Origin of the sequence: Streptomyces sp. NPDC091279 (genome assembly GCF_044757465.1) — a bacterium.
GTDB lineage: Bacteria > Actinomycetota > Actinomycetes > Streptomycetales > Streptomycetaceae > Streptomyces.
This window is the reverse complement of sequence record NZ_JBIVVA010000002.1, coordinates 622,411-644,103: the sequence shown is the minus strand read 5'-3', so window position 1 is coordinate 644,103 and position 21,693 is coordinate 622,411. Positions and strand designations below refer to the sequence as shown.

Here is a 21,693-nt window from a genome sequence, read left to right as displayed (position 1 = left end):
GACGTCTACGACTCTACGGGCGGCCTCTGACAATCGGTCCCGGCGCAGGTCCGACGGCCCCTGGCGTCAGGGGATCGCGCGCGAGACGACGTACACCATGGGGTAGTCCGGGTTGGCGGTGTTCACGACCACGTCCTGCGTCGGCTTGGGGTTCTTCTGCCGGTGGACGAGCCCGAAGTAGTCGCCGCCGCGCGAGCCGGGGCCCGAGAACTTCCAGCCGGTGATCTCCTGGTCGCGGCTGCTGATGGTGATGTCGCCCTTCTTGAGGTCGACCTGGTCGACGCCCATCTGTTTGAAGAAGGCGTCGACACCCGCGTGCGTCGTCTGGAACTGCACGTAGAGACGGCTGGTCTTCCAGTTGTTGGTCTCGTAGTAGGCGACCTTGTTCGCGGGATGCGGGACCGGCACCTGGTACAGCCTGCGTTGGACCTTGGAGGGCCAGCCCTCGGTGAGGCCGGTCGCGGAGTACTTGTCCTCCTTGTCCCGGCCGCTCTGCCGGCTCTGGTTGGCGGAGATCACCAGGTAACCGGCCGGGACGCCGATGAGCAGCACGATGATGAGGAGGGTGATCGCCCGGCGGCGGATGCGGTGCCCTCGGTTCTCCGGCGGCCGGGACGGTTCGTCCGGTGGTGCGGCCTGGCGGGGCAGGGTGGGGGTCACGCGCTGTCCTGGGAGGAGCGCCGGGCCTCCGCGTACCGCTCGTAGCGCTCGTACCGTTCGACACGGCGCCGCTTGGCGCGCCGGAACCGGCGGGCGACCAGCCGGGCGAGGTCGGCGGCACCGACCATGCCGGCCTCGGGTCCGAGCTGGGCCCGGGTGATGCGGGCCTCGGGGCGGTAGCCGCGACCGGTGAGCTGACGCTTGAAGGCGTCCCGCGCGGGGACGATCAACAGGTCGTCGGCCGCGCTGACACCGCCGCCGATCACGAAGCAGGACGGGTCGAGGGCGGCGGCGAGGTTGGCGATGCCGACGCCGAGCCACTGGCCGATGTCCTGGAGCAGCTCGATGCACATCGCGTCGCCCTCGCGGGCCAGCTCGGTGATCATCGGGCCGGTGATGTCGTTGATGTTGCCCTTGACGTGCTCGATGATCCCGTAGGCGACCGGGGAGTCGGCGGCGGCCAGTTCCCTCGCCTCACGGACCAGGGCGTTGCCGGAGCTGTACTGCTCCCAGCAGCCGCGGTTGCCGCACGGGCAACGGTGTCCGCCCGGCACGACCTGCATATGCCCGAACTCGCCCGCGACGCCGTACTTGCCGCGCTTGACCTGACCGTCCTCCAGGATCGCGCCACCGATGCCGGTGCCCAGCGTGATCATGACGAGGTGGTCCTCGCCGCGCCCGGCGCCGAAGCGCCACTCGGCCCACGCGGCGGAGTTGGCGTCGTTGTCGACCAGGACGGGCACGGCGAGCCGGTCGGCGAGCCGGTCGCGCAGCGGTTCGTTGCGCCAGGACAGGTGCGGGGCGAACAGGACGCGGTTGCGGTCGGCGTCGACCCAGCCGGCCGCGCCGATGCCGACCGCGTGCACGTCGTGCCGGTCGGAGAGGTCCAGGACCAGTTCGACGATGGTGTCCTCGACGACCCTGGGGCTCTTGGACTTGTCCGGCGTCTCGGTGCGGAGCTTCTCCAGGATGTTGCCGTCGGCGTCGACGACGCCCGCCATCACCTTGGTGCCGCCGATGTCGATGCCGACCGTGGGGACCCGGGGGGCCGTCAGGTGCGAACGGCGTTCCCGGGTGCCCACGGTGCGGAGTACCGGGGCCCGGCGTGAGCCGATGGGGGCGGTGAAGTCGCGGTAGGTGCTCATCGGGCTCGATTCTGCCGCACGCCCACCCCGGGTGCCGAGCGGGGGAGCGACGGGCATTGCGGAAGCGTTACGGGGACGTTTGTGTCGGGACGGTCGAGGGTTGAGGGTTGACCGTGTCGATCGGATTGATCAGGTTGATCGACATGGATCGGATACGCCGTGTCAACGAGATGGGTCGCGACGGTCAACCTGATCCATGCAGATCGTGCAACTCACGTCGACCTGCATCGATCACGTCGACCATGTCGATCACCTCGATTCGGATTGACCACATCACTCACCTCATTGATCACATCGCCCAACTTGATCGCATTGAGCCGGGCTCGATCCATGGTGACCACACCCCAGGCATCCGCCCGTCCGCAAGGACGCGGGCCAAGGGTTGAGGGTTGATCAAGACGCGCCGAGACGGTCAACACCGCCCAGCCGACCCCCGCACCCGTACCTCGCCCCGCACCCCGCACCCCGCACCCCGCACCCCGCACCCCGCACCGACCAGCCCCCGCCCCTCACCCACGCCCCAACTCATGACGCAGCGCGTCAAGATCGCTCCCCCCGGCCATCTGCGCCGTCAGCTCCTCCAGCGTGATCTCGTCCCGCGTGTGGCTGCCGACCATCGCGCCGCGCCTCAGCAGTACGAAGCGGTCGCCGACCAGATACGCGTGGTGCGGATTGTGGGTGATCAACACCACGCCGAGACCCCGGTCCCGGGCCGCTGCCACGTACTTGAGGACGACCCCCGACTGTTTGACGCCGAGCGCCGCCGTCGGTTCGTCCAGGACGAGGACCTTGGCGCCGAAGTGGACGGCTCGGGCGATCGCCACGCACTGGCGTTCGCCGCCGGAGAGGGTGCCGATGGGCTGGTCGACGTCGCGGAGGTCGATGCCCATGCGGAGGAGTTCGGTGCGGGTCGTCTCGCGCATGAAGTCGATGTCCATGCGCTTGAAGGGGCCCATGCCCTTCCTGGGTTCGGAGCCGAGGAAGAAGTTCCGCCACACCGGCATGAGCGGGACGACGGCAAGATCCTGGTAGACGGTCGCGACACCCCGGTCCAGGGCCTCGCGCGGGGAGGACAGGTGGGTCTCCTCGCCGTCGACACGCAGGACACCGCCGTCATGTCGGTGCAGTCCCGCAATGATCTTGATCAAGGTGGACTTGCCGGCGCCGTTGTCGCCCAGGACACAGGTGATCTCGCCCGCGCCCACCTCCAGGGAGATGCCTTCGAGGGCGCGGACGTTGCCGTAGCGCTTGCCGACGTCGGCCAGTTCGACGAGCGGCACGCTCTTCGTCGTGGTCGTCATGTGGTGGCCTCCGCCCGCTTGCGAACCCAGGCGTTGAGCAGGGTCGCGAGGAGCAGCATCGCTCCGAGGAAGAACTTGAACCAGTCGGGGTTCCACTCGGCGAAGACGATGCCCTTGCTGGTCATGCCGAACAGGAACGCGCCGACCGCCGAGCCGACGGCGCTGCCGTACCCGCCGGTGATCAGGCAGCCGCCGATGACGGCCGCGATGATGTAGATCAACTCATTGCCGACGCCCTCGCCGGACTGGACGACGTCATAACTGAACAGCAAGTGTTGACCGGAGATCCACGCACCGAACCCGACGCCCATGTACAGGCCGATCTTCGTCTTCTCCACCGGGACGCCGACCGCGCGGGCCGCGTCCTTGTTGCCGCCGACCGCGAAGATCCAGTTGCCGACGCGGGTCCGCAGCAGAATCCACGAGGCCACCGCGACCAGGCCGAACCACCACAGGATCGTGATCTTGACGTCGACATCGCCGACGGAGAGCGTGGAGGCGAAGACGGCACGGGCGGAGTCGAAGCCGTCCATGTCGGAGATCGACTTCGTCGAGACGGTGCTGTCGATCAACTTGGTCAACCCGAGATTCAACCCGGTCAACATCAAGAACGTGCCCAGCGTGACGATGAAGCTCGGCAACTTGGTGCGCGTCAGCACGAACCCGTTGAACGCGCCGACGGCAAGGGTGACCAGGAGCGAGACGCCCGCGCCGACCCAGACGTTGGCCGTCATCTGGTAGCTGAACATCGAGGAGACGAGCGCGGACGACGTCACCAGAACGCCCGCGGACAGGTCGAACTCGCCGCCGATCATCAGCAGCGCGACCGGCACCGCCATGATGCCGATCGTCGAGGAGGCGTAGAGGACCGTGCTCAGACTGGCGGGCCGCAGGAACCCGTCGGCGAGCAGGGCGAAGAAGACGAACACGGCGAGCGCGCCGACGACCGACCCCAGCTCGGGACGGCCCAGCAGCCGCCGCAGCGGAGAGCTGTGCAGAATCCTTTCGTCAGACCCGGCGGCCTTGCCGCTTGACCTGGCGACCTTGCGGTCAGACCCGGCAGGCATCGCGCTCTCCGCGTCGGAGGTCATAGGCGCGTCGGATGTCGTGTGCGCACCGGAGGTCGTGTGCGCCTCGGACGTCATAGGCGCATCGGTGCCCGTGTTCATCGGGTCCCCCGCTTCGTGTACTCCTCCAGCGTGGCGGCGTCGTCCTTGGTGACGATCTGGGGGCCGGTGAGGACCGGGCGGCCGCCGCCGAGGACATCGGCGTTGTACTTGTGGAGCCAGAGCAGGTCGACGGCCTCGTAGCCCTGGAGGTAGGGCTGCTGGTCGACGGCGAAGCCGAGGGCGCCGGACGCGAGACCGGCGGCAACCTTGGCGTTGAGGTCGAAGGTGTCGATCTCCGCCTTGCTGCCGGCGTCCTGCTTGGCCTTGGCCGCGGTGTCGGCGTACGGGGCGCCGAGGGTGACGACGGCGTCGAGCGAGGCGTCGGACTGGAGGCGGGCCTCGATCGCGGACTGGACGTCGGGCATGTTCGTGCCGTTGACATACAGATCCTGGACGTCGCCGTCAAAGGTCTTGCGGACGCCGGCGCAGCGCTGTTCGTGGCCGACGTTGCCCTGTTCGTGCAGGACACAGAGGACCTTCTTCTTGCCGCGTCTGTTCAGTTCGTCGCCGACCGCCTCGCCGGCCACGGACTCGTCCTGGCCGACGTGGGTGAGCGCGCCGAACTTCTTGGACTCGGCCGAGCCGGAGTTCACGGTGATGACCGGGATGCCGGCCTTCTCCGCGCGGGCGAGGGCCGCCTTCAGCGCGTCGGGCTTGGCGAGGGTGACGATGATCCCGTCGACCTTCTTGTCGACGGCCGCGTCCACGAGTTGGGCCTGCTGCTGGGCCTCGTCGTCGTGCGAGTAGAGGAAGTCGATGTTGTCCTTGACGGCGGCCTGCTTGGCGCCGTTCTGAACGATGTCCCAGAAGCTGTCGCCGTCACCGGAGTGGGTGATCATCGCGAAGGTCCAGCGGGGGGTGTTCACCGCCGACCGTCCTTGGGCCGCCGCGGCCTTGCGCGCGTCCTCCGCGCGTTTGCCGCCGCTGCCGCTGCAACCGGCCAGGGACACGGTCAGTGCCCCCGCCAGCGCGATTCCCGCCCAGGTACGAAACGGTGCCACGAGGCCGTGCCCTTCTTGCTGTGTTCGGTGGTGCGTGCGGGACGGGCGGTGTCACACAGAGGTGATCCCGCCGATCCCAAACGCCCCATTCTCAAACACAGAGATCGCACAACCGTGACCGGGTGGGACAACTTGGTCACATTGTCCTGACAACCGGTCACATCGCCACGATCGGGCCAGCCCCCGGCGGCGACCCGAAGTCTCAGGGACGGAAGAGCAGTGAGGGACGGACGAGCGGTCAGGGACGGACGAGCAGTTGGAACTCGAAGGAGTAGCGCGACGGCCGGTAGGTGTGGCTGCCGAACTCGACGGCCCGGCCGGTGTCGTCGAAGGTGACGCGTTGCATGGTGAGCAGCGGGGCGCCCTCGGGTTCGGCGAGCCGCTCGGCCTCGTCGGCGGTCGCGGCGCGGGCCCCGATGGACTGGCGGGCGCTGTGCAGGGTGATCCCGACGCCCCGCATCATCCGGTACAGGCCGGTGGCCTCCAGCTGTGCGGTGTCCAGGTCGAGCAGCCCGGGCGGGATGTGGTTGCACAGGTACGCCATCGGCTCCCCGTGCGCGAGCCGCAGCCGCTCCACCCGGTGCACCTCGCTGTCCTCGGCGACCCCGAGGGCGGCGGCGATCTCGGCGGTGGCCGGAACGACTGTGTTGACCAGCACCTTCGTGGCGGGGCGCTGGCCGGCCGCCTCCAGGTCGTCGTAGAGGCTGCTCAGTTCCAGGGGGCGCTTGACCTGGCTGTGCACGACCTGGGTGCCGACGCCCCGGCGGCGGACCAGGAGGCCCTTGTCGACCAGGGACTGGATGGCCTGGCGGACGGTGGGCCGGGACAGGCCGAGCCGGGCGGCCAGTTCGATCTCGTTGCCGAGCAGACTGCCAGGGGTGAGCGCTCCGTGTTCGATCGCCGCTTCCAGCTGCTGCGAGAGCTGGAAGTACAACGGCACCGGACTGCTCCGGTCCACACTGAGGTCGAGCGACACGGTCGGGTCCACTTCTGGTTTCGGCACGGGCCGAGCGTAGCTCCGTGAACAGATGACGGGAAGTTGTGCGGTCCGATTGTCCGGACATACGCATTGACAGGGTACGGTCCTGACCCCCACTTTGTTTCCATGCGCATCGGGGTCATCGGGACGGGCCGCATCGGCACCATTCATGCGAACACGCTCAGCCGGAACCGTGAGGTCGGGTCGCTGATCCTCACGGACCAGGACGCGACGCGGGCCCAGGAGCTGGCGCACCGCCTCGGGGAGACGGCGGCGCCGGGCGTCGACGAGATCTTCCGGTGGGGTGTGGACGCGGTGGTGATCACCACGGCGACGGCCGCCCACGCGGAACTGATCGGCCGGGCGGCCCGTTCCGGCCTGCCGGTGTTCTGCGAGAAGCCGATCGCCCTCGACCTGCCGGGCACGCTTCAGGCCATCGCCGAGGTCGAGACCGCCGGGACGATCCTTCAGATGGGCTTCCAGCGCCGGTTCGACACCGGGTACCGGGGCGCCCGGGACGCGGTGCGCTCCGGACGCCTCGGCCGGCTGCACACCGTGCGGGCGCTGACCAGCGACCAGGCACCGCCCGCCGCGTCCTGGCTGCCGTTGTCGGGCGGGTTATACCGGGACACGCTGATCCACGACTTCGACGTGCTGCGCTGGGTGACCGGGCGCGAGGTCGTCGACGTGTACGCCGTCGGCTCCGACGCCGGGCCCCCGATGTTCCGCGAGGCCGGTGACGTCGACACGGGCGCCGCGCTGCTGCGGCTCGACGACGGCACCATCGCCACCGCCACCGCGACCCGCCTCAACGGCGCCGGATACGACGTCCGCATGGAACTGGCGGGCGAGCTGGACCAGATCGTCGTCGGCCTGGACGACCGCACGCCGATCGCCTCCACCGAGCCGACCGGACCGCCGGCCGCGGACAAGCCGTGGCACTCCTTCCTGGAACGCTTCGGCCCCGCCTACGAGGCCGAACTCTGCGCCTTTGTCGAGGTGGTGCTCGGCCGCCGCGCCAACCCCTGTGACGGGCGCGAGGCGCTCCAGGCGCTGCGGATCGCCGAGGCCTGCGAGATCTCCCGCCGCGACCGCCGCCCGGTCCCCCTCGCGGAACTGCCGGGCGGCGCGGAGTGGGCGATCGGCTGAGCGGCCGGCTCCTTGAGGAAGGAGCCGGAGGTTCGCCGAGCGACGGTCAGGCGCCTCCGCCCGTGCCGTCGACGGCGCACCCGGCTGCCCCAGCGGCCCAGCCGAAAGCGTGACCCGCGTCCGGGGGGCCACCCCCGAACGCCACCGAGTCACCAACTCACCAACTCACCAACTCACCAACTCACCAACTCACCGGCAGGCTTCGTACCCCGCGGATCAGCATGCCCGGGAGCCAGTCGCCGGGTGGGCCGTCGGGGCGGAGGTCCGGGGCGCGTTCCAGGAGGGCCCGGATCGCCGTGCGGGCTTCGAGGCGGGCCAGCGGGGCGCCCAGGCAGAAGTGGATGCCGTGGCCGAAGGCGAGGTGCCCCCGGTTGTCGCGGCGGATGTCGAAACGGTCCGGCTCCGGATAGCGGGACGCCGAGCGGTGGGCCGCGGTGATGCCGATCATCACCGCCTCGCCCCGGTCGATGCGGGTGCCGCCGATCTCCAGGGGTTCGGCGGCGTACCGGAACGTCGCGCTCTCCACCGGCCCCTCATAACGCAGCGTCTCCTCGACCGCGCCGTCGATCAGGCTCATGTCGGCGCGCAGCAGGGCGAGTTGGTCCGGGTGGCTGAGCAGGGTGTGGACGGCGCCGCTGATCAGATTGACCGTCGTCTCGTGTCCGGCGAGCAGCAGCACGAAGGCCATCCCGCGCAGTTCGTCGGCGGAGAGCCGGTCGCCGTCCTCGGTACGGGTGCGGATCAGGTCGCCGAGCAGGTCGCCGGACGGCCCGGCGCTCCGTTTGTCCTCGATCAGGTCGGTGAAGTAGGTGCTCAGCTCCTGCATCGCGGCCAGTGCGCTCTCGGCGCTGGAGGGTGCGATCGCCTCGCGGGTCAGTTTGTGGAACTCGGTGCGGTCCAGGTCGGGGACGCCGAGCAGCTCGCAGATCACGGTGAGCGGCAGCGGGTAGGCGAACGACTCGACCAGGTCGGCGCGCCCGAGCGGCAGCATCGCGTCGAGCAGCTCGCCGGTGATCTGCTGGATTCTCGGGCGGAGTTGCTCCACCCGGCGTGCGGTGAAGGTTCTGCTCACCAGCGCACGCAGGCGCGTGTGCTGGGGCGGGTCGGTGAGCAGCAGGTTCTTCCCGATGAGCTGCTCGTCCAGGGACCGTACGCCGATCGCCGTGCCGTCCTTGGACAGCCGCGGGTCGTTCAGAGCCGCGTGCGCCTCCTCGTACCCGACCACGAGCCAGGTCTCGTACGCCTCCGGCGCGGGCAGCAGCACCCGGTGCACCGGGCCGCTCTCACGCAGCCGCGCGTAGTACGGATGCGGATCGGTACGGAACCCGTCGCCGTACGCTCCCAGATCGATCGTGTCTGACATCTGCTCCCCCTTCGGGCGGCGAGACCCCCCGAGCGAGCCCCCGTCGGACACCCCCGTGCCTCACCGCGCACAGGGACAACGTCCGTCCCCTCGTGGTCAGTTCCCGTTCTCCCCGGGTTCGTCGAGGAGTCCGGCGTCGTGCATCAGCAGCGCGATCTGGACGCGGTTGTTGAGGTCGAGCTTGGCCAGGATGCAGGAGACGTGTGTCTTGACGGTGGCGACGCTCAGGAACAGGCCGGTGCCGATCTCGGCGTTGGACAGCCCCTTGCCGACGGCCACGGCGACCTCGCGCTCACGGTCGTTGAGGGCGCCGACGCGTGCACGCGCGCGTGCGCGACGGGTGTCGGCGGTGCTGCCCGCGGCGTGTGCCATCAGGCGGCGGGTGACGGCGGGCGACAGGACGGGGTCACCGGCGGCGACCCGGCGCACGGCGTCGACGATCTCGGCGGGCGGGGTGTCCTTGAGGACGAACCCGGCGGCGCCCGCCCGCAGGGCCCGCAGCACCTGTTCGTCGGCGTGGAAGGTGGTGAGGACGACGACCTGGGGGGCCTTCTCGCGGGCGCGGAGGCGCTCGGTGGCGGTGAGTCCGTCGACCGACGGCATCCGCAGATCCATGAGGACCACGTCGGGCCGGGTGCGGTCGACGAGCGCCTCGACCTCGGCGCCGTCGGCCGCCTCGCCGACGATCTCGATGTCGTCGGCGCCGCCCATCATCAGGGCGAGTCCGGCCCGCACCAGTGGGTCGTCGTCCACGAGGAGCAGTCTGATCGCAGTCATGGTCCTCACGTAATCACGGCCGAGGCGGGCGACGTGCGGGGGCGGGGTGCGGGATCGGCACGCGCGCGGGGAGACGCGTGGTCGGCGGAGTGCCACTTGACGGGCGCCTCCTTGAGACTTGATGGGCGCTTCTTAAGAAGGAGGGATTTTCCCGTCTTCCCCGGCGGCCCCTCCTGCCGAGGCTCGGTCCGACAACACCGCACCCGCCCGCCCGCACCGCGCCCGCCCACGCCGACCTGCGAACCGGCGGCACCTCGCCGACCCCGTCCGACCCCACGCATCCGCCCAGCCGTCCCCTCATCCCTCACCCCCAGCTCATCTCATCCCTCACCCCCAGGGCAGCCGCGCCCGTACTTGGAAGCCGCCGTCCGGTTGCGGGCCGTGTTCGAGGTGGCCGCCGGCGAGGGTGGCGCGTTCGGTGAGGCCGATGAGGCCCTGGCCGGAGCCGGGGACGGGGGGCACCTCGCCCTCGGGGGCGGGGTTGCGGACGGTCACCGTGAGGCCGTCGCCCGGGGCGCCGGTGAGGGTCACGGTCACCTCGGCGCCGGGAGCGTGCTTGCGGGCGTTGGTCAGCGCCTCCTGGGCGATGCGGTAGGCGGTGCGGCCGACGGAGACGGGCACGGTCTCCTGATCGGTGACGCGGCTGTCGAGGACGACCTTCATGCCGGCCTCCCGGGACTCCGCGACCAGGGCGTCCAGCGCGGCGAGCGTCGGCTGCGGGCGTCCCGCCTCCTCGCCCTCCGCCGCGCGCAGCACGCCGATGATCTCCCGCAGGTCCTGGAGGGCCTCGTGGGCGCTCTCCCGGATGACACCGGCCGCCCGGACGATCTCCGCGCGGGGTGCGTCCGGGCGGAACTCCAGGGCGCCCGCGTGCACGCTGAGCAGGGTCAGCCGGTGGGCGAGGACGTCGTGCATCTCGCGCGCGATGGACTCACGGGCCAGCCGCTGGGCCCGTTCCGCACGCAGCACCGCCTCGGTCTCGGCGCGTCGGGCCCGGTCGCGCAGGCTGACCATGAGCTGGCGCTTGGAGCGCACGAACATGCCCCAGCCGACGGCGGTGCCGGTGAGCAGCGCGGTGAAGGCGACGATGCCCAGGTAGGGCACCTGGGGGTCGGGGCGCAGCCAGAAGTAGAGCGGGATGAGCGCGAGGTTGATGCCGCCGATCCAGGCCACGTACCGGAACGGGCGGTGCACGGCGACGGTGAACAGGGCGACCATGGCGGCGCCGCCCGCGGTGTTGGAGACGAGCCCGACGGGGATCATGGCGACGGCGAGGCCGACCGGCCAGCGGCGGCGCCCCCAGACGGCGGCACAGGCGAGGGCGCCCGCCACCTGGTCGAGGACGACGAAGCCCGGCGAGAGGTTCGTGTCACCGGCCAGGTCGTGCGCGCCGGCCAGGCCGACGAGCACGGCCAGCAGGAAGGCGCTGAAGTCGACGACCCAGTCCCGCGCGGTGCGTCGTGGGCGGCGTCGGTCGGGCTCGGTGTCGGGGTCGAGTTCATGGAGCACCGCCGACGGGAGCAGCCAACGGCGCTCCGTGAACGTCTGCGGCGCGGGGGCCGTCTTGTCACCACTCACGGTCGACAAATCTATGCGCGCGCGGGGCGGCCGACCGCGTCCCGCGCGAGATCACCGACCAAAGTCGCGGTGTCGGGGACTTTCGGCGCGGGCGGCGGCCTCGATCACCGACCTACGGCGGCCGGGACCCGCCCCACGGACGATGCGCGTGCGGGGGCCGTGGGGCGAGGGTGGCGTCATGAAGCGACTGCTGGAACTGCTCGGTTTCCTCGCCCTGATGCAGGGCGTGCTGGGCCTGGTGCACGAGTTCACCGACTGGCGGGTGGGCGTGATCCACAGACTCGGGTTCCTGGACGGCCACGGGGTCTATGTGAGCATGGCGCTGGTGGCACTGGCGGTCGCGCTGTTCGCCGCCGCGCACAGCCGTCGCCCGGAGTGAACGCGGGCCGCGCCTCGCGCCGTCAGGTCACCGGCCGGTCCCGTCGCAGGTCGTCCGGCATCGAGGTGTCGAGCAGCCGGCGGTCCGGTTCGCTCGACGGGGCCGCCACTCCGCGCAACGCCTTGAGCGCGCGCAGCCAGGTCGCGGGGTTCTTCCAGTTCAGCGCGGAGACCAGTTGCCTGAGCATGGTGAGCTGGTCGAAGTAGACGCGTTCGCAGATGAGTTGCTCGTCCTCGTCGAAAACGAAGGAGGCGGTCATCCGGACCCGGAAGCGGCCGCCCGTCGCCGGTATGGCCCTCAACGGCCCCTGGTGCGTGCCCAGGAGCCAGAACTCGACGATCACCGCGTCGGCGCTGTGAAGGTCGCCGGGGTGGCGTCCCAGTCCTGGACGACCTCGTCGTGGAAGTGGGCGAGCACCAACTCCTGCCGTGCGAGCAGTACTTCACGGGACGGGAGGTCGAGTCGGTCGCGGGCCATGGCGCGTCTCCAGGGGTGAGCGGTGAGTTCGCCGGACGGTAGAACCGGGGGCACTACGGTGAATGCCGGTCCAGGGGTTCAACTGCCCCTGCGGCAAAGGCTTCTGACGGCACGTGGACTTCCGGGCCAGCGCCGTCACCCACCCGAGGCCCACCGCCGTTACCCACCCGAGGGTCGTCGTCGTTCACCCACCCCCGGGTGACCGCCGTTCACCCACGCTCGCGTGGCCGCCGTTCACCCACCCTCGGCTGGCCGCCGTTCGCCCGTCCCGTCGGACGGCCGCGGCGCCAACTCGCCGCCCGGTGGACCCCGTTCGCCCCTGTGGCCGGACGCGCCGGAGGCCGGCCATGTGCACATGGCCGGCCTCCGCCGATCGCGCCGATCCTCGTGCCGGGCAGTGGGGTACCCGGCAACCGCTCAGCGACTGCTCTGGACGACTGCTCAGCAGCCGTAGTTGACCAGGTCGAACGTCACGTAGTGGTCCGCGGTGTAGTAGTCCTCCTTGGACCGCTCACCGGTGACGATGCGCTTCGCTCCACGCGTGGACGAACCCGGCGTCTTGACCGTGTACTCGTGGTAGTACCCGGTGGACTGGCTGGGCAGCACGCCCTCACGGTTCTGGAAGACGACGCCGTCCTGGGAGTACGGGTACGGGCCGCCCTGCTCGATGAGCTCCAGGGTGTCGTACGCCTGGGAGGGCAGGTCGCTGTAGCAGATGCTGCCGACGGAGGCGACAGCGGCGTCCGCCGTGGTGGCGGAGACGGTGCCGCCCACGAGCAGGGCGGACAGGAGCGCGGCGGCGGCGCCGATGCGGTGGGTGCGTGGGGGGAATCTCATGGCCACATGATGACGCGCGTAGACAGTGGCATGTCAATGACAAGGCGAGGGATTTTGCCGTCACGTCGGATGAGTTTTCCCGGAGTTAACTTTGCGCCGCCCGCCCCCACGTGGCTGTCACATGAACGAGCCGTAGACCGGCCTGCCGTCCCGGGCGTAGGTCTGGATGGAGACGCCCGTCGAAGTGATCTGGCCCCGGACGTGCCGGAACCGGGTCGGGGCGGCGCCCTCCGCGAACAGCCGTCGGCCCGCGCCGAGGAGCACGGGGATCGTCAGCAGATGGAGGGTGTCGACGAGGCCGAGGTCGAGCAGCGAGCGGACCAGCGCGCCGCTGCCGTGCACCTGCACCTCGCCGTCGGTGCGCTCCTTGAGGGCCGTGACCTCGGGGGCGAGGTCGCCTCGCAGGACCGTGGTGCCGGCCCACGCGGGGTCGGTGAGGGTCGCGGAGGGGACGTATTTCGGGACGCCGTTCAGCCGCCCGGCGATCGGGTCCGCCGGGTCGGTCACCCGGGGCCAGAACGCGGCGAAGATGTCGTAGGTGCGGCGCCCGAGGAGGAACGCGCCGACGTTCCCGAAGACGTCGGCCAGGAAACGTCCGGAGTCCTCGTCGGCGTACGGGTGGCTCCAGCCGCCCTGGTCGAAGCCGTCCCTGCGGTCCTCGTCGGGGCCGCCCGGCCCCTGGTAGACGCCGTCGAGGGTGAGGAAGAGGGTGGAGACGAGGCTGCCCATGAGAGGTGCCTGCTTTCGGGTGCGGGGTCTGCGGTCATGAGGTCTGTCGTCATGGCTACAGACCTCATGAGTTCTGTCGTCATGAGTGCAGACCCCGACCGTCCCCGCAATTCATCGCCCACCGGAAATTCCGGACAGGCCAGACCACCGGACAGGGCCGCCCCCTGGGCCTGTCCGGCTGATCACGTCGCAGACGCGGGCCCTAGCCGCCCAGTTCCTGGTGGCGGGCCGTCAGCTCCGCCGTTCCGGTCTCGGTCAGGGAGCCGTGCAGGCGCAGGCGGGAGATGCCGCCGTCGGGATAGATGTCCACGCGCGCGTGCGTGCCCACCACCGGGGTCGGCAGGACGAAGCGGTGGTCGGTGTCGGGCTGGAGGCGGGTGCGCGGCAGGATCTCCCGCCAGGCCCCTTCCTCGCCGTCCTTCACCGACACCGACGCCCACCCCGCGCTGTTGCCCTTCAGGTACGCGGTGTCGATCTCGACGGCGCGGATCTGGGCCTGCGCGGCCAGCCGATAGCTGATCCAGTCATTGCCCTGGTCGCGGCGGCGGCGGGTCTCCCAGCCGTCGTCCATCTGGCGGGAGCGGCCGGGCTGGATGGTGTTGGTGGCCGGGGAGTAGAACAGGTCGGAGGCGTCCTCGACCCGGCCGCCGTTCTCCAGCGCGACGACGTCGAAGGTGCCGAGCGCCCCGAGCCAGCCGGGGTCGGGCACGACCTCGCCGTGGACACGCAGGCGGGCGATGCCGCCGTCGGGGTGCTGGTTGACGCGGAGGTGGGTGAACCGTTGCTCGACGGCGACGGCGAAACCGTTCGCCGCGTGTCCGCCGACCTGGGTGCGCGGGACCAGGGTGGTCCACTTGACGTCGGCGCCGAGCAGCTCGGCGGGGGACGGCGAGCCCGGCACGGAGGCGCCCTCGACGGAGACGGCCTGCGGGTAGTTGCCGCGGAAGTGGGCCGTGTCGACGACGATCCCGCGGATCACGCCGGGCGCCCCGAGCCGGACCAGCGCCCAGTCGTGGTCGTCGGCGGTGGGCCAGGGGTGGCCGTCGGAGCCACCGCGGCGGCGGCGGGTCTCCCAGCCGTCCATGATCTTGCCCTTGTGCCCGAAGCGCTCGGGGTCGAACTCGGCCCGCCCCGGGATCAGCAGGTTCTCGCGCTCGGCGAAGAACTCGTCGTTCGCGGCGATGACCCCGGCGCCGAGCTGACGGCCCGCGAGGTCGGCGTACGAGGTGAAGGGGAAGGCGGCCGTGCGGTAGTCCGCGTACGGGTCGCCGCCTCCGTAGGGGTTCGCGTCGCCGGTGAAACGGGGGATCGCCGTCACGATGATCAGGGGTTCCTTTCGGGGATCGGCCGCTGCGGTGCGGCCGGGCGCGGGGCGCCGGGTTCAGGGGGTGCGGGTCAGCAGGCGGCCCTTCGGCTCGGTGAACTCGCCGTCCGCGACGATGCGTTGGCCGCGCAGCCAGGTCGACTTGACGACACCGTGCAGGGTCTTGCCCGCGTACGCCGTGACGCGGTTGCGGTGCTGGAGGGCGGCCGGGTCGACGGTGAACGTCTCGTCCGGCGCGAGCACCGCGAAGTCGGCGTCGCGTCCTGGCGCTATGGCGCCCTTGCGGTGCAGCCCGGCCAGTTCGGAGGTCTTCGCGGACATCCAGCGCACGACGTCCTCCAGACCGTGGCCGCGGCGGCGGGCCTCCGTCCAGACCGCGGCGAGGCTGAGCTGGAGGCCGGATATGCCGCCCCAGGCGGTGGCGAAGTCCGGGGTCTTGAGGTCGGCGGTGGAGGGCGAGTGGTCGGTGACGACACAGTCGATGGTGCCGTCGGCCAGCGCCTGCCACAGGAGGTCCTGGTTGGCGGCCTCGCGGATGGGCGGGCAGCACTTGAACTCGCTTGCCCCGTCCGGGACTTCCTCGGCGGTGAGGGTGAGGTAGTGCGGGCAGGTCTCGACGGTGAGGCGGACGCCCTCGGCCTTGGCGGCGGCGATCAGCGGCAGCGCGTCGCTGGAGGACAGATGCAGTATGTGCACGCGCGCGCCGAGACGTTTCGCCTGCGTCACCAGCCGGGCGATCGCCGTGTCCTCGGCGCCGCGCGGCCGGGAGGCCAGGAAGTCGGCGTAGCGGGGGCCGCCGCGCTGCGGGGCCCGTTCCAGGTGGTGCGGGTCCTCGGCGTGCACGATGAGCAGGCCGTCGAACGACGCCGTCTCGGCCAGCGACCAGCCGAGGTGCTCCTCGTCGAGGTGCGGGAACTCGTCGACGCCGGACGGGGAGAGGAACGCCTTGAAGCCGTGCACGCCGGCCTCGTGCAGCGGGCGCAGTTCCTTGAGGTTGTCGGGCAGGGCGCCGCCCCAGAAGCCGACGTCGACGTGGGCCTTGGCGGCGGCGACCTCCTGCTTGACGCGGAGGTGGTCGACCGTGGTGGTCGGCGGGAGGGAGTTGAGCGGCATGTCGACGAGGGTGGTGATGCCGCCGGCCGCCGCCGCGCGCGTGGCGGTCCAGAAGCCCTCCCACTCGCTGCGCCCGGGGTCGTTGACGTGCACATGGGTGTCGACCAGGCCGGGCAGCAGGGCGTGGTCACCGACGTCCTCCAGGCGGGCGCCCGGCGGGACGGGGGCGTCGTGGGGCAGTACGGCGGTGATCGTGCCGTCGGCGACCGCGACCGTGGCGGCGCGGGTCCCCTCGGGGGTGATGACTCGGGTCGAGCGGATCACCAGTTCAACGTCGGACACCCAGGCCCCTCCCTAACCGTCGCGTTACGTCCCGGAAACGGGATTTACCTATATGTAACGGAATTCAACGTTCTGTTGAAGGAGTCTTCACTCCCGCCCCCACGTCGTCAAGGGGCACACTTCTCGCCAGGGGGAACAGCGTCCACACTCTGGACGTTTCCACAAAGCGAAATTAGGCTTCCGGCCCGCAGAACTTAACGAGGTACAGCCGGGGAGTCAACCGACTGCCAGGTAGGCTTCTGACCTTCCTGCCAGCCCGAAAGGAACGCGCCGTGCCGACGTCCAGCGCCAGCACCACCGACCCCGCGAGGTCCGCCTCCGGTGGGGTCCAGTCCCTAGAGCGCGCCTTCGACCTGCTGGAACGGATGGCCGACGCGGGCGGCGAGGTCGGCCTCAGCGAGCTGTCCGCGAGCAGCGGCCTGCCGCTGCCCACCATCCACCGCCTGATGCGCACCCTCGTGGCCTGCGGTTATGTCCGCCAGCAGACCAACAGGCGGTATGCGCTCGGCCCCCGCCTGATCCGCCTGGGCGAGTCCGCCTCCCGGCTGCTCGGCACCTGGGCCCGCCCCTACCTCGCCCGCCTGGTCGAGGAGACCGGCGAGACCGCGAACATGGCCCTGCTCGACGGCGACGAGATCGTCTACGTCGCCCAGGTGCCGTCGAAGCACTCGATGCGGATGTTCACCGAGGTCGGCCGGCGTGTCCTGCCGCACTCCACGGGCGTCGGCAAGGCGCTGCTCGCCGAGGTCCCCGACGACGAGGTGCGGGCCCTGCTGGCCCGGACCGGCATGCCGGCCGCGACGGAGAAGACGATCACCACGGCCGACGGTTTCCTCACGGCGCTGGCGGACGTGCGGCGCCTCGGGTACGCGGTCGACGACAACGAACAGGAGATCGGCGTCCGTTGCCTCGCGGTCTCGGTGCCCGACTCCCCCACGGCCGCCGCGATCTCCATCTCGGGACCGGCGGGCCGCGTCACGGAGACGGCGACGCAGCGGATCGTCCCAGTGCTCCAGCAGGTCGCCGGGGAGCTGTCCCAGGCCCTCGCCGCCCAGAACCCGGCCTAGGGCCAACAGCCCGGCCCCGGCGGGGAGTTCGGGTGACGGGACAGCAACACGGGCCGCAGGGGCCCGTGTTCACCGCCTCAGCCCCTCAACGGCCGGACAGTTCGCGGCACTTACCGGCGCGGTGGCTCACCGAAGAGGTCGACGGCCGCCCGTACCGCCGCGAGACCGCCCGCCAGGGCGCTCACCGAGCCGAGGGCGCTGGCGATCAGCAGCAGACAGCGGCGCAGCCGGAAGATCTCCGGGATGCCGTCGCGGGCCATCGCGGCGAGGGTGGCGAGTTCCTCCTCGGCGATGCCGCGGTCGGGGAACTCGGCGGGATGCGCGGCGAGTTCACGGCTCAGCCGGGACACCGCGCTCCGCAGTCCCGTCACCCGGACGTCCTCGCCGCCTGCCATGGGCCTCTGCCCCACGCTGCGCAACACGATTCTCCCCCCGCGCACGCCGGTGTACGCCTCCCCTGCTCCCCGGAGCACGCTCCGGGCACCGGGAGACGCGGGTCAGTAAACGCCACCCGGCGCCGCCCGCGCCACCATGCCGACCGAAAACAAGTCCCCAGAAACCGGGCGCACGCCCGGAGTTCAGGTATGCAGGACCCATGACGGAGAACGAGGTCCCGGTGGCCGGCCTGCTGCTCGCCGCGGGCGGTGGGCGGCGCCTGGGCGGGCACCCCAAGGCGCTGCTGACCCATCGGGGCAGGCCGCTCGTGGAGCACGCGGTCGGGGTGCTGCGGGCGGGCGGCTGCACTCGGGTCCATGTGGTGCTGGGGGCGCGCGCCGACGCCGTTCGGGAGCGGGCGGATCTGGCCGGATGCGTGGTGGTGGACAACCCGGGGTGGGCCGAGGGGATGGGTTCGTCGCTGCGGGCCGGGCTCGATTCGCTGGCCGGGACCGGGGTGCGGGCGGTGCTGGTCGCGCTGGTCGACCAGCCGGGCATCGGGGCGGCGGCCGTCGAGCGGGTGCGGGAGGCGTGCGGCGGGGACACGTCGCTGGTGTCGGCCGCGTACGACGGGGTGCGGGGGCATCCGGTGCTGTTCGGGGCGGCGCACTGGGCCGGGGTCGCGGCGTCGGCGACCGGCGACCGCGGGGCCCGCGCCTACCTGAAGGCGCACCAGGACGCGATCACGCTCGTCGAGTGCGGCGATGTCGCCCGGCCCTACGACATCGATACGCCGGACGATCTGGGGCACCTGGAGTGAGCGGGGCGGCACCGAGCGCCACCCTTTCCCGGCGTTGGCTCGATCCGGAGGGTCTCGACCTCAACAAAGCATTGAACTTCCACGATAAGGAAACTAGTATCCACTGTTCAGAAGCGCCCTGACCCTCCCCGGGGTGCCCGGGGCCCTGCTCGGGCCGGTTGGCACCCGATGCCACGCACGCTGAAGGAAGTGACGCATCATGTCCGCACCAGCGCCGTCCTCGCCGGCCGTCGTCGACGCCGAGCCCCTCCCCCGGCAGGAGGAGGTCCTCACGGACGCGGCCCTCGCCTTCGTGGCGGAGCTGCACCGGAGGTTCACGCCCCGGCGCGCCGAACTCCTCGCCCGCCGGGCGGAGCGCCGCGCCGAGATCGCCCGCACCTCCACGCTCGACTTCCTGCCCGAGACCGCCGCGATCCGCGCCGACGACTCCTGGCGGGTGGCCCCGTCCCCGGCGGCCCTGAACGACCGCCGGGTGGAGATCACCGGCCCCACCGACCGCAAGATGACCATCAACGCCCTCAACTCCGGCGCCCGGGTGTGGCTCGCGGACTTCGAGGACGCCTCTGCGCCGACCTGGGAGAACGTCATCCTGGGCCAGGTCAACCTGATCGACGCCTACACCCGCGCCATCGACTTCACCGACCCCGTCTCGGGCAAGTCGTACGCCCTGAAGGACGACGCCGAGCTGGCGACCGTCGTGATGCGGCCGCGCGGCTGGCATCTGAACGAGCGTCACCTCCTGGTCGACGGCGAGCAAGTGCCGGGCGCCCTGGTCGACTTCGGGCTCTACTTCTTCCACAACGCGCGGCGCCTGCTGGATCTCGGCAAGGGACCGTACTTCTATCTCCCGAAGACGGAATCGCACCTGGAGGCCCGCCTCTGGAACGACGTGTTCGTGTTCGCGCAGGACCATGTCGGCGTCCCGCAGGGCTCGGTGCGGGCCACCGTCCTCATCGAGACCATCACGGCCGCGTACGAGATGGAGGAGATCCTCTACGAACTCCGCGACCACGCCTCGGGGTTGAACGCGGGCCGCTGGGACTACCTGTTCTCCATCGTGAAGAACTTCCGTGACGGCGGGACCAAGTTCGTCCTCCCGGACCGCAACGCGGTGACGATGACCGCCCCGTTCATGCGCGCGTACACCGAACTCCTCGTCCGTACCTGCCACAAGCGCGGCGCGCACGCCATCGGCGGCATGGCGGCCTTCATCCCGTCCCGGCGTGACGAGGAGGTCAACAAGGTCGCGTTCGAGAAGGTCAAGGCGGACAAGGACCGTGAGGCCGGGGACGGTTTCGACGGGTCGTGGGTGGCCCACCCGGACCTGGTCCCGATCGCCATGGCCTCCTTCGACGCGGTGCTCGGCGAGAAGCCGAACCAGAAGGACCGGCTGCGCGAGGATGTCCATGTCGAGGCCGCCGACCTCATCGCCGTCGACTCCCTCAAGGCGAGCCCGACCTACGACGGCCTGGTCAACGCCGTTCAGGTGGGCGTCCGTTACATCGAGGCGTGGCTGCGCGGGCTCGGCGCGGTCGCCATCTTCAACCTCATGGAGGACGCGGCCACCGCCGAGATCTCCCGCTCCCAGATCTGGCAGTGGATCAACGCAGGCGTCGAGTTCGAGAACGGCAAGAAGGCGACTCCGGAGCTGGCCCGTGAGGTCGCCGCCGCCGAACTGGCCGCCATCCGCGAGGAGATCGGCGCCGAGGCCTTCGCGGCCGGCCACTGGCAGCAGGCCCACGACCTGCTGCTCCAGGTCGCCCTCGACGACGACTACGCGGACTTCCTGACGCTGCCCGCCTACGAGCGGCTCGCGGGCTGACGCCTCGTCACTTCTCCGAGTGGCCCAGGGACTTGTCCGGGGCCACTCGGTCGCGGACGGCGCGCTTGACGGCCGTCGGCTCCGGGAAGCCCTGCTCGCGGCGGTCCCAGACGACCTCGTCGTCGACCCGGACCACGAACACCCCGCCGGTGCCGGGGCGCAGCGACAGCTCCGTCAACTCGTTCTCGAAGGTCGTCAGGAGTTCCTGCGCCAGCCAGGCGGCGCGGGGCAGCCAGCGGCACTGGGTGCAGTACTCGATCTCGACCCGGTGCGGGTCCTTCAGCACGTCCGTCTGTCCGTCCGTCATGCCAGATGTACCGTCCCGTCGTGTTCGACCGCCGGTGCGCCGTGCAGGTCGGGGACCCGCTTGAGCCACTTCGGCCGGCCCTGTTCCGTGCGCGCCGTCCGGAGGGCCTCCTCGGCGGCGCGTTCCTCCCGGGTGGGGAAGCCGGTGGGCAGCCAGGCCCCGGAGGCCGCCACTCGTGCGTGCAGATGGCCGACGTACGCGCGCCGGGCCGCGTCGGGGCTCGCGAAGTCGTCGGCCAGCCAGGCGTCGGGGACCTGGGCGACGATCCCGCGCAGCAGTTCCTCGGTGACCCGGGGCGCGAGATCGGCGTCGGCGGCGCGGACGTCGGGGCCGTAGTGGCCGAGGGCGTGGTGGCGGAGGTCGTAGGCCCGCTCCGGCGCGGCGGTGTCCCAGCGGTGGTGGAAGACCAGGGCGGCCCCGTGGTCGATGAGCCACAGGCGCGCCGGGACGGTCCCGAAGGTCGGCCAGATCATCAGGTTGGAGCTGTGGACGGTCCGGTCGACGTTGGCGGTGAACGCGTCGAGCCACACGATCCGCCCGGCCTCCAGCGGGTCCACCCGGAACTCCCCGGCGACCTCCGGGGTGAAGTCCCGGGCACCCGGCAGCAGGTCCATCCCGAGGTTGAGACCGGCGCTGGCCGCGTGCAGCTCGCGGACCTCCTGGTGCGGTTCCTCGTCGGCGACGGCGGGGTCGAAGTGGACCAGCACCAGTTCGGGGAAGCGCAGCCCGAGGGCGCGGGCCAGCTCGCCCACGATGACCTCGGCGACCAGCGCCCTGCGGCCCTGCGCGGAGCCGGTGAACTTGACGACGTAGGTGCCCAGGTCGTCGGCCTCGAAGACGCCGGGCACGGAGCCGCCGGAGTGGAGGGGCTCGACGTAGCGGGTCGCGGTGACCTCTCTCAACATGTCCCTGCCTCCCCTGCGGTTCGTCGGTGACGGCACCCTTCGCTTTCGGCGCCCGGCACGAAAAGAGCATAGTCACCAGGCGTGACAGCGGGCGCCGGGTGTTCGGGGGCCGGTGTCCCGGGGCGCCGGTGGGC

23 protein-coding genes are annotated in these 21,693 nt (G+C 71.0%); 5 read left to right on the top strand and 18 right to left on the bottom strand.

Going from position 1 to position 21,693, the window contains the following annotated elements; all coding sequences use genetic code 11:
* Window positions 1-66 precede the first annotated feature (66 nt).
* The 6 genes from ACIQOU_RS06400 to ACIQOU_RS06375 form a co-directional block, all read right to left on the bottom strand.
* Window positions 67-660: a sugar kinase gene (locus ACIQOU_RS06400; protein ID WP_401534367.1), complete on the bottom strand. Its 594-nt coding sequence runs from the start codon at window positions 658-660 to the stop codon at window positions 67-69.
* Complete coding sequence (locus ACIQOU_RS06395) at window positions 657-1,805, bottom strand: ROK family glucokinase (protein WP_401534366.1); 1,149 nt, start codon at window positions 1,803-1,805, stop codon at window positions 657-659. The genes ACIQOU_RS06400 and ACIQOU_RS06395 overlap by 4 nt, the downstream gene beginning before the upstream one ends.
* Window positions 1,806-2,314: 509 nt before the next feature.
* The gene (locus ACIQOU_RS06390) at window positions 2,315-3,106 is read right to left on the bottom strand and encodes an ATP-binding cassette domain-containing protein (protein ID WP_401534364.1); all 792 of its coding nucleotides are present in this window, start codon (window positions 3,104-3,106) and stop codon (window positions 2,315-2,317) included.
* Entirely contained in the window at window positions 3,103-4,173 is a 1,071-nt protein-coding gene (locus ACIQOU_RS06385) for an ABC transporter permease (protein WP_401534363.1), read from the bottom strand. Before ACIQOU_RS06385 ends, ACIQOU_RS06390 begins: the two co-directional genes overlap by 4 nt.
* Before the next feature lie 98 nt (window positions 4,174-4,271).
* Window positions 4,272-5,276 carry a sugar ABC transporter substrate-binding protein gene (locus ACIQOU_RS06380; protein WP_401534362.1) on the bottom strand — a complete coding sequence of 335 codons (1,005 nt, stop codon included), beginning with the start codon at window positions 5,274-5,276 and terminating at the stop codon, window positions 4,272-4,274.
* A 238-nt stretch (window positions 5,277-5,514) separates the two neighbouring features.
* Complete coding sequence (locus tag ACIQOU_RS06375) at window positions 5,515-6,252, bottom strand: GntR family transcriptional regulator (RefSeq protein ID WP_401534685.1); 738 nt, start codon at window positions 6,250-6,252, stop codon at window positions 5,515-5,517.
* Between the two features lie 129 nt (window positions 6,253-6,381).
* Here ACIQOU_RS06375 and ACIQOU_RS06370 point away from each other — a divergent pair, with 129 nt between their 5' ends.
* Window positions 6,382-7,404 (top strand): Gfo/Idh/MocA family oxidoreductase, encoded by a 1,023-nt coding sequence (locus tag ACIQOU_RS06370; RefSeq protein ID WP_401534361.1) that lies wholly within the window; start codon window positions 6,382-6,384, stop codon window positions 7,402-7,404.
* 181 nt (window positions 7,405-7,585) lie between these two features.
* Here the strand turns inward: ACIQOU_RS06370 and ACIQOU_RS06365 are convergent, their stop codons facing one another.
* From ACIQOU_RS06365 to ACIQOU_RS06355, 3 genes are all read right to left on the bottom strand, one after another.
* Window positions 7,586-8,767 (bottom strand): cytochrome P450, encoded by a 1,182-nt coding sequence (locus ACIQOU_RS06365; protein ID WP_401534359.1) that lies wholly within the window; start codon window positions 8,765-8,767, stop codon window positions 7,586-7,588.
* A 96-nt stretch (window positions 8,768-8,863) separates the two neighbouring features.
* On the bottom strand, window positions 8,864-9,544 hold the full coding sequence (locus ACIQOU_RS06360; RefSeq protein ID WP_401534358.1) for a response regulator: 681 nt from the start codon (window positions 9,542-9,544) through the stop codon (window positions 8,864-8,866).
* A gap of 327 nt (window positions 9,545-9,871) precedes the next feature.
* On the bottom strand, window positions 9,872-11,122 hold the full coding sequence (locus ACIQOU_RS06355; RefSeq protein WP_401534356.1) for a sensor histidine kinase: 1,251 nt from the start codon (window positions 11,120-11,122) through the stop codon (window positions 9,872-9,874).
* 178 nt (window positions 11,123-11,300) lie between these two features.
* Between ACIQOU_RS06355 and ACIQOU_RS06350 the strand changes: the two genes are divergently transcribed.
* A complete protein-coding gene (locus ACIQOU_RS06350) occupies window positions 11,301-11,501 on the top strand; it encodes a hypothetical protein (RefSeq protein WP_401534355.1) in 201 nt (66 codons plus the stop codon).
* Window positions 11,502-11,523: 22 nt separating this feature from the next.
* On the opposite strand, the gene ACIQOU_RS06345 is transcribed toward ACIQOU_RS06350, so the two are convergent.
* From ACIQOU_RS06345 to allB, 6 genes are all read right to left on the bottom strand, one after another.
* Window positions 11,524-11,844 (bottom strand): hypothetical protein, encoded by a 321-nt coding sequence (locus ACIQOU_RS06345; protein WP_401534354.1) that lies wholly within the window; start codon window positions 11,842-11,844, stop codon window positions 11,524-11,526.
* The gene (locus ACIQOU_RS06340; RefSeq protein WP_401534352.1) at window positions 11,841-11,978 is read right to left on the bottom strand and encodes a hypothetical protein; all 138 of its coding nucleotides are present in this window, start codon (window positions 11,976-11,978) and stop codon (window positions 11,841-11,843) included. Before ACIQOU_RS06340 ends, ACIQOU_RS06345 begins: the two co-directional genes overlap by 4 nt.
* Before the next feature lie 441 nt (window positions 11,979-12,419).
* A complete protein-coding gene (locus tag ACIQOU_RS06335; protein WP_401534350.1) occupies window positions 12,420-12,815 on the bottom strand; it encodes a ribonuclease domain-containing protein in 396 nt (131 codons plus the stop codon).
* Between the two features lie 117 nt (window positions 12,816-12,932).
* Window positions 12,933-13,544, bottom strand: a complete 612-nt coding sequence (locus ACIQOU_RS06330) for a dihydrofolate reductase family protein (protein ID WP_401534348.1) — start codon at window positions 13,542-13,544, stop codon at window positions 12,933-12,935.
* Between the two features lie 202 nt (window positions 13,545-13,746).
* Window positions 13,747-14,862 carry an allantoicase gene (gene alc / locus ACIQOU_RS06325; protein WP_401534346.1) on the bottom strand — a complete coding sequence of 372 codons (1,116 nt, stop codon included), beginning with the start codon at window positions 14,860-14,862 and terminating at the stop codon, window positions 13,747-13,749.
* A 63-nt stretch (window positions 14,863-14,925) separates the two neighbouring features.
* On the bottom strand, window positions 14,926-16,263 hold the full coding sequence (allB, locus tag ACIQOU_RS06320; RefSeq protein ID WP_401534343.1) for an allantoinase AllB: 1,338 nt from the start codon (window positions 16,261-16,263) through the stop codon (window positions 14,926-14,928).
* Between the two features lie 272 nt (window positions 16,264-16,535).
* Here allB and ACIQOU_RS06315 point away from each other — a divergent pair, with 272 nt between their 5' ends.
* Window positions 16,536-17,330, top strand: a complete 795-nt coding sequence (locus ACIQOU_RS06315; protein WP_401534342.1) for an IclR family transcriptional regulator — start codon at window positions 16,536-16,538, stop codon at window positions 17,328-17,330.
* A 110-nt stretch (window positions 17,331-17,440) separates the two neighbouring features.
* On the opposite strand, the gene ACIQOU_RS06310 is transcribed toward ACIQOU_RS06315, so the two are convergent.
* The gene (locus ACIQOU_RS06310) at window positions 17,441-17,725 is read right to left on the bottom strand and encodes a DUF5955 family protein (protein ID WP_401534341.1); all 285 of its coding nucleotides are present in this window, start codon (window positions 17,723-17,725) and stop codon (window positions 17,441-17,443) included.
* Window positions 17,726-17,925: 200 nt separating this feature from the next.
* Between ACIQOU_RS06310 and ACIQOU_RS06305 the strand changes: the two genes are divergently transcribed.
* Together ACIQOU_RS06305 and aceB are read left to right on the top strand one after the other, a co-directional pair.
* A complete protein-coding gene (locus ACIQOU_RS06305; RefSeq protein WP_401534339.1) occupies window positions 17,926-18,525 on the top strand; it encodes an NTP transferase domain-containing protein in 600 nt (199 codons plus the stop codon).
* A gap of 199 nt (window positions 18,526-18,724) precedes the next feature.
* On the top strand, window positions 18,725-20,347 hold the full coding sequence (gene aceB / locus ACIQOU_RS06300) for a malate synthase A (RefSeq protein WP_401534338.1): 1,623 nt from the start codon (window positions 18,725-18,727) through the stop codon (window positions 20,345-20,347).
* Window positions 20,348-20,354: 7 nt separating this feature from the next.
* Here aceB and ACIQOU_RS06295 read toward each other — a convergent pair whose 3' ends face one another.
* On the bottom strand, window positions 20,355-20,654 hold the full coding sequence (locus ACIQOU_RS06295) for a SelT/SelW/SelH family protein (protein ID WP_401534337.1): 300 nt from the start codon (window positions 20,652-20,654) through the stop codon (window positions 20,355-20,357).
* Window positions 20,651-21,559: a HipA family kinase gene (locus ACIQOU_RS06290; protein WP_401534336.1), complete on the bottom strand. Its 909-nt coding sequence runs from the start codon at window positions 21,557-21,559 to the stop codon at window positions 20,651-20,653. Before ACIQOU_RS06290 ends, ACIQOU_RS06295 begins: the two co-directional genes overlap by 4 nt.
* Window positions 21,560-21,693: the final 134 nt, after the last annotated feature.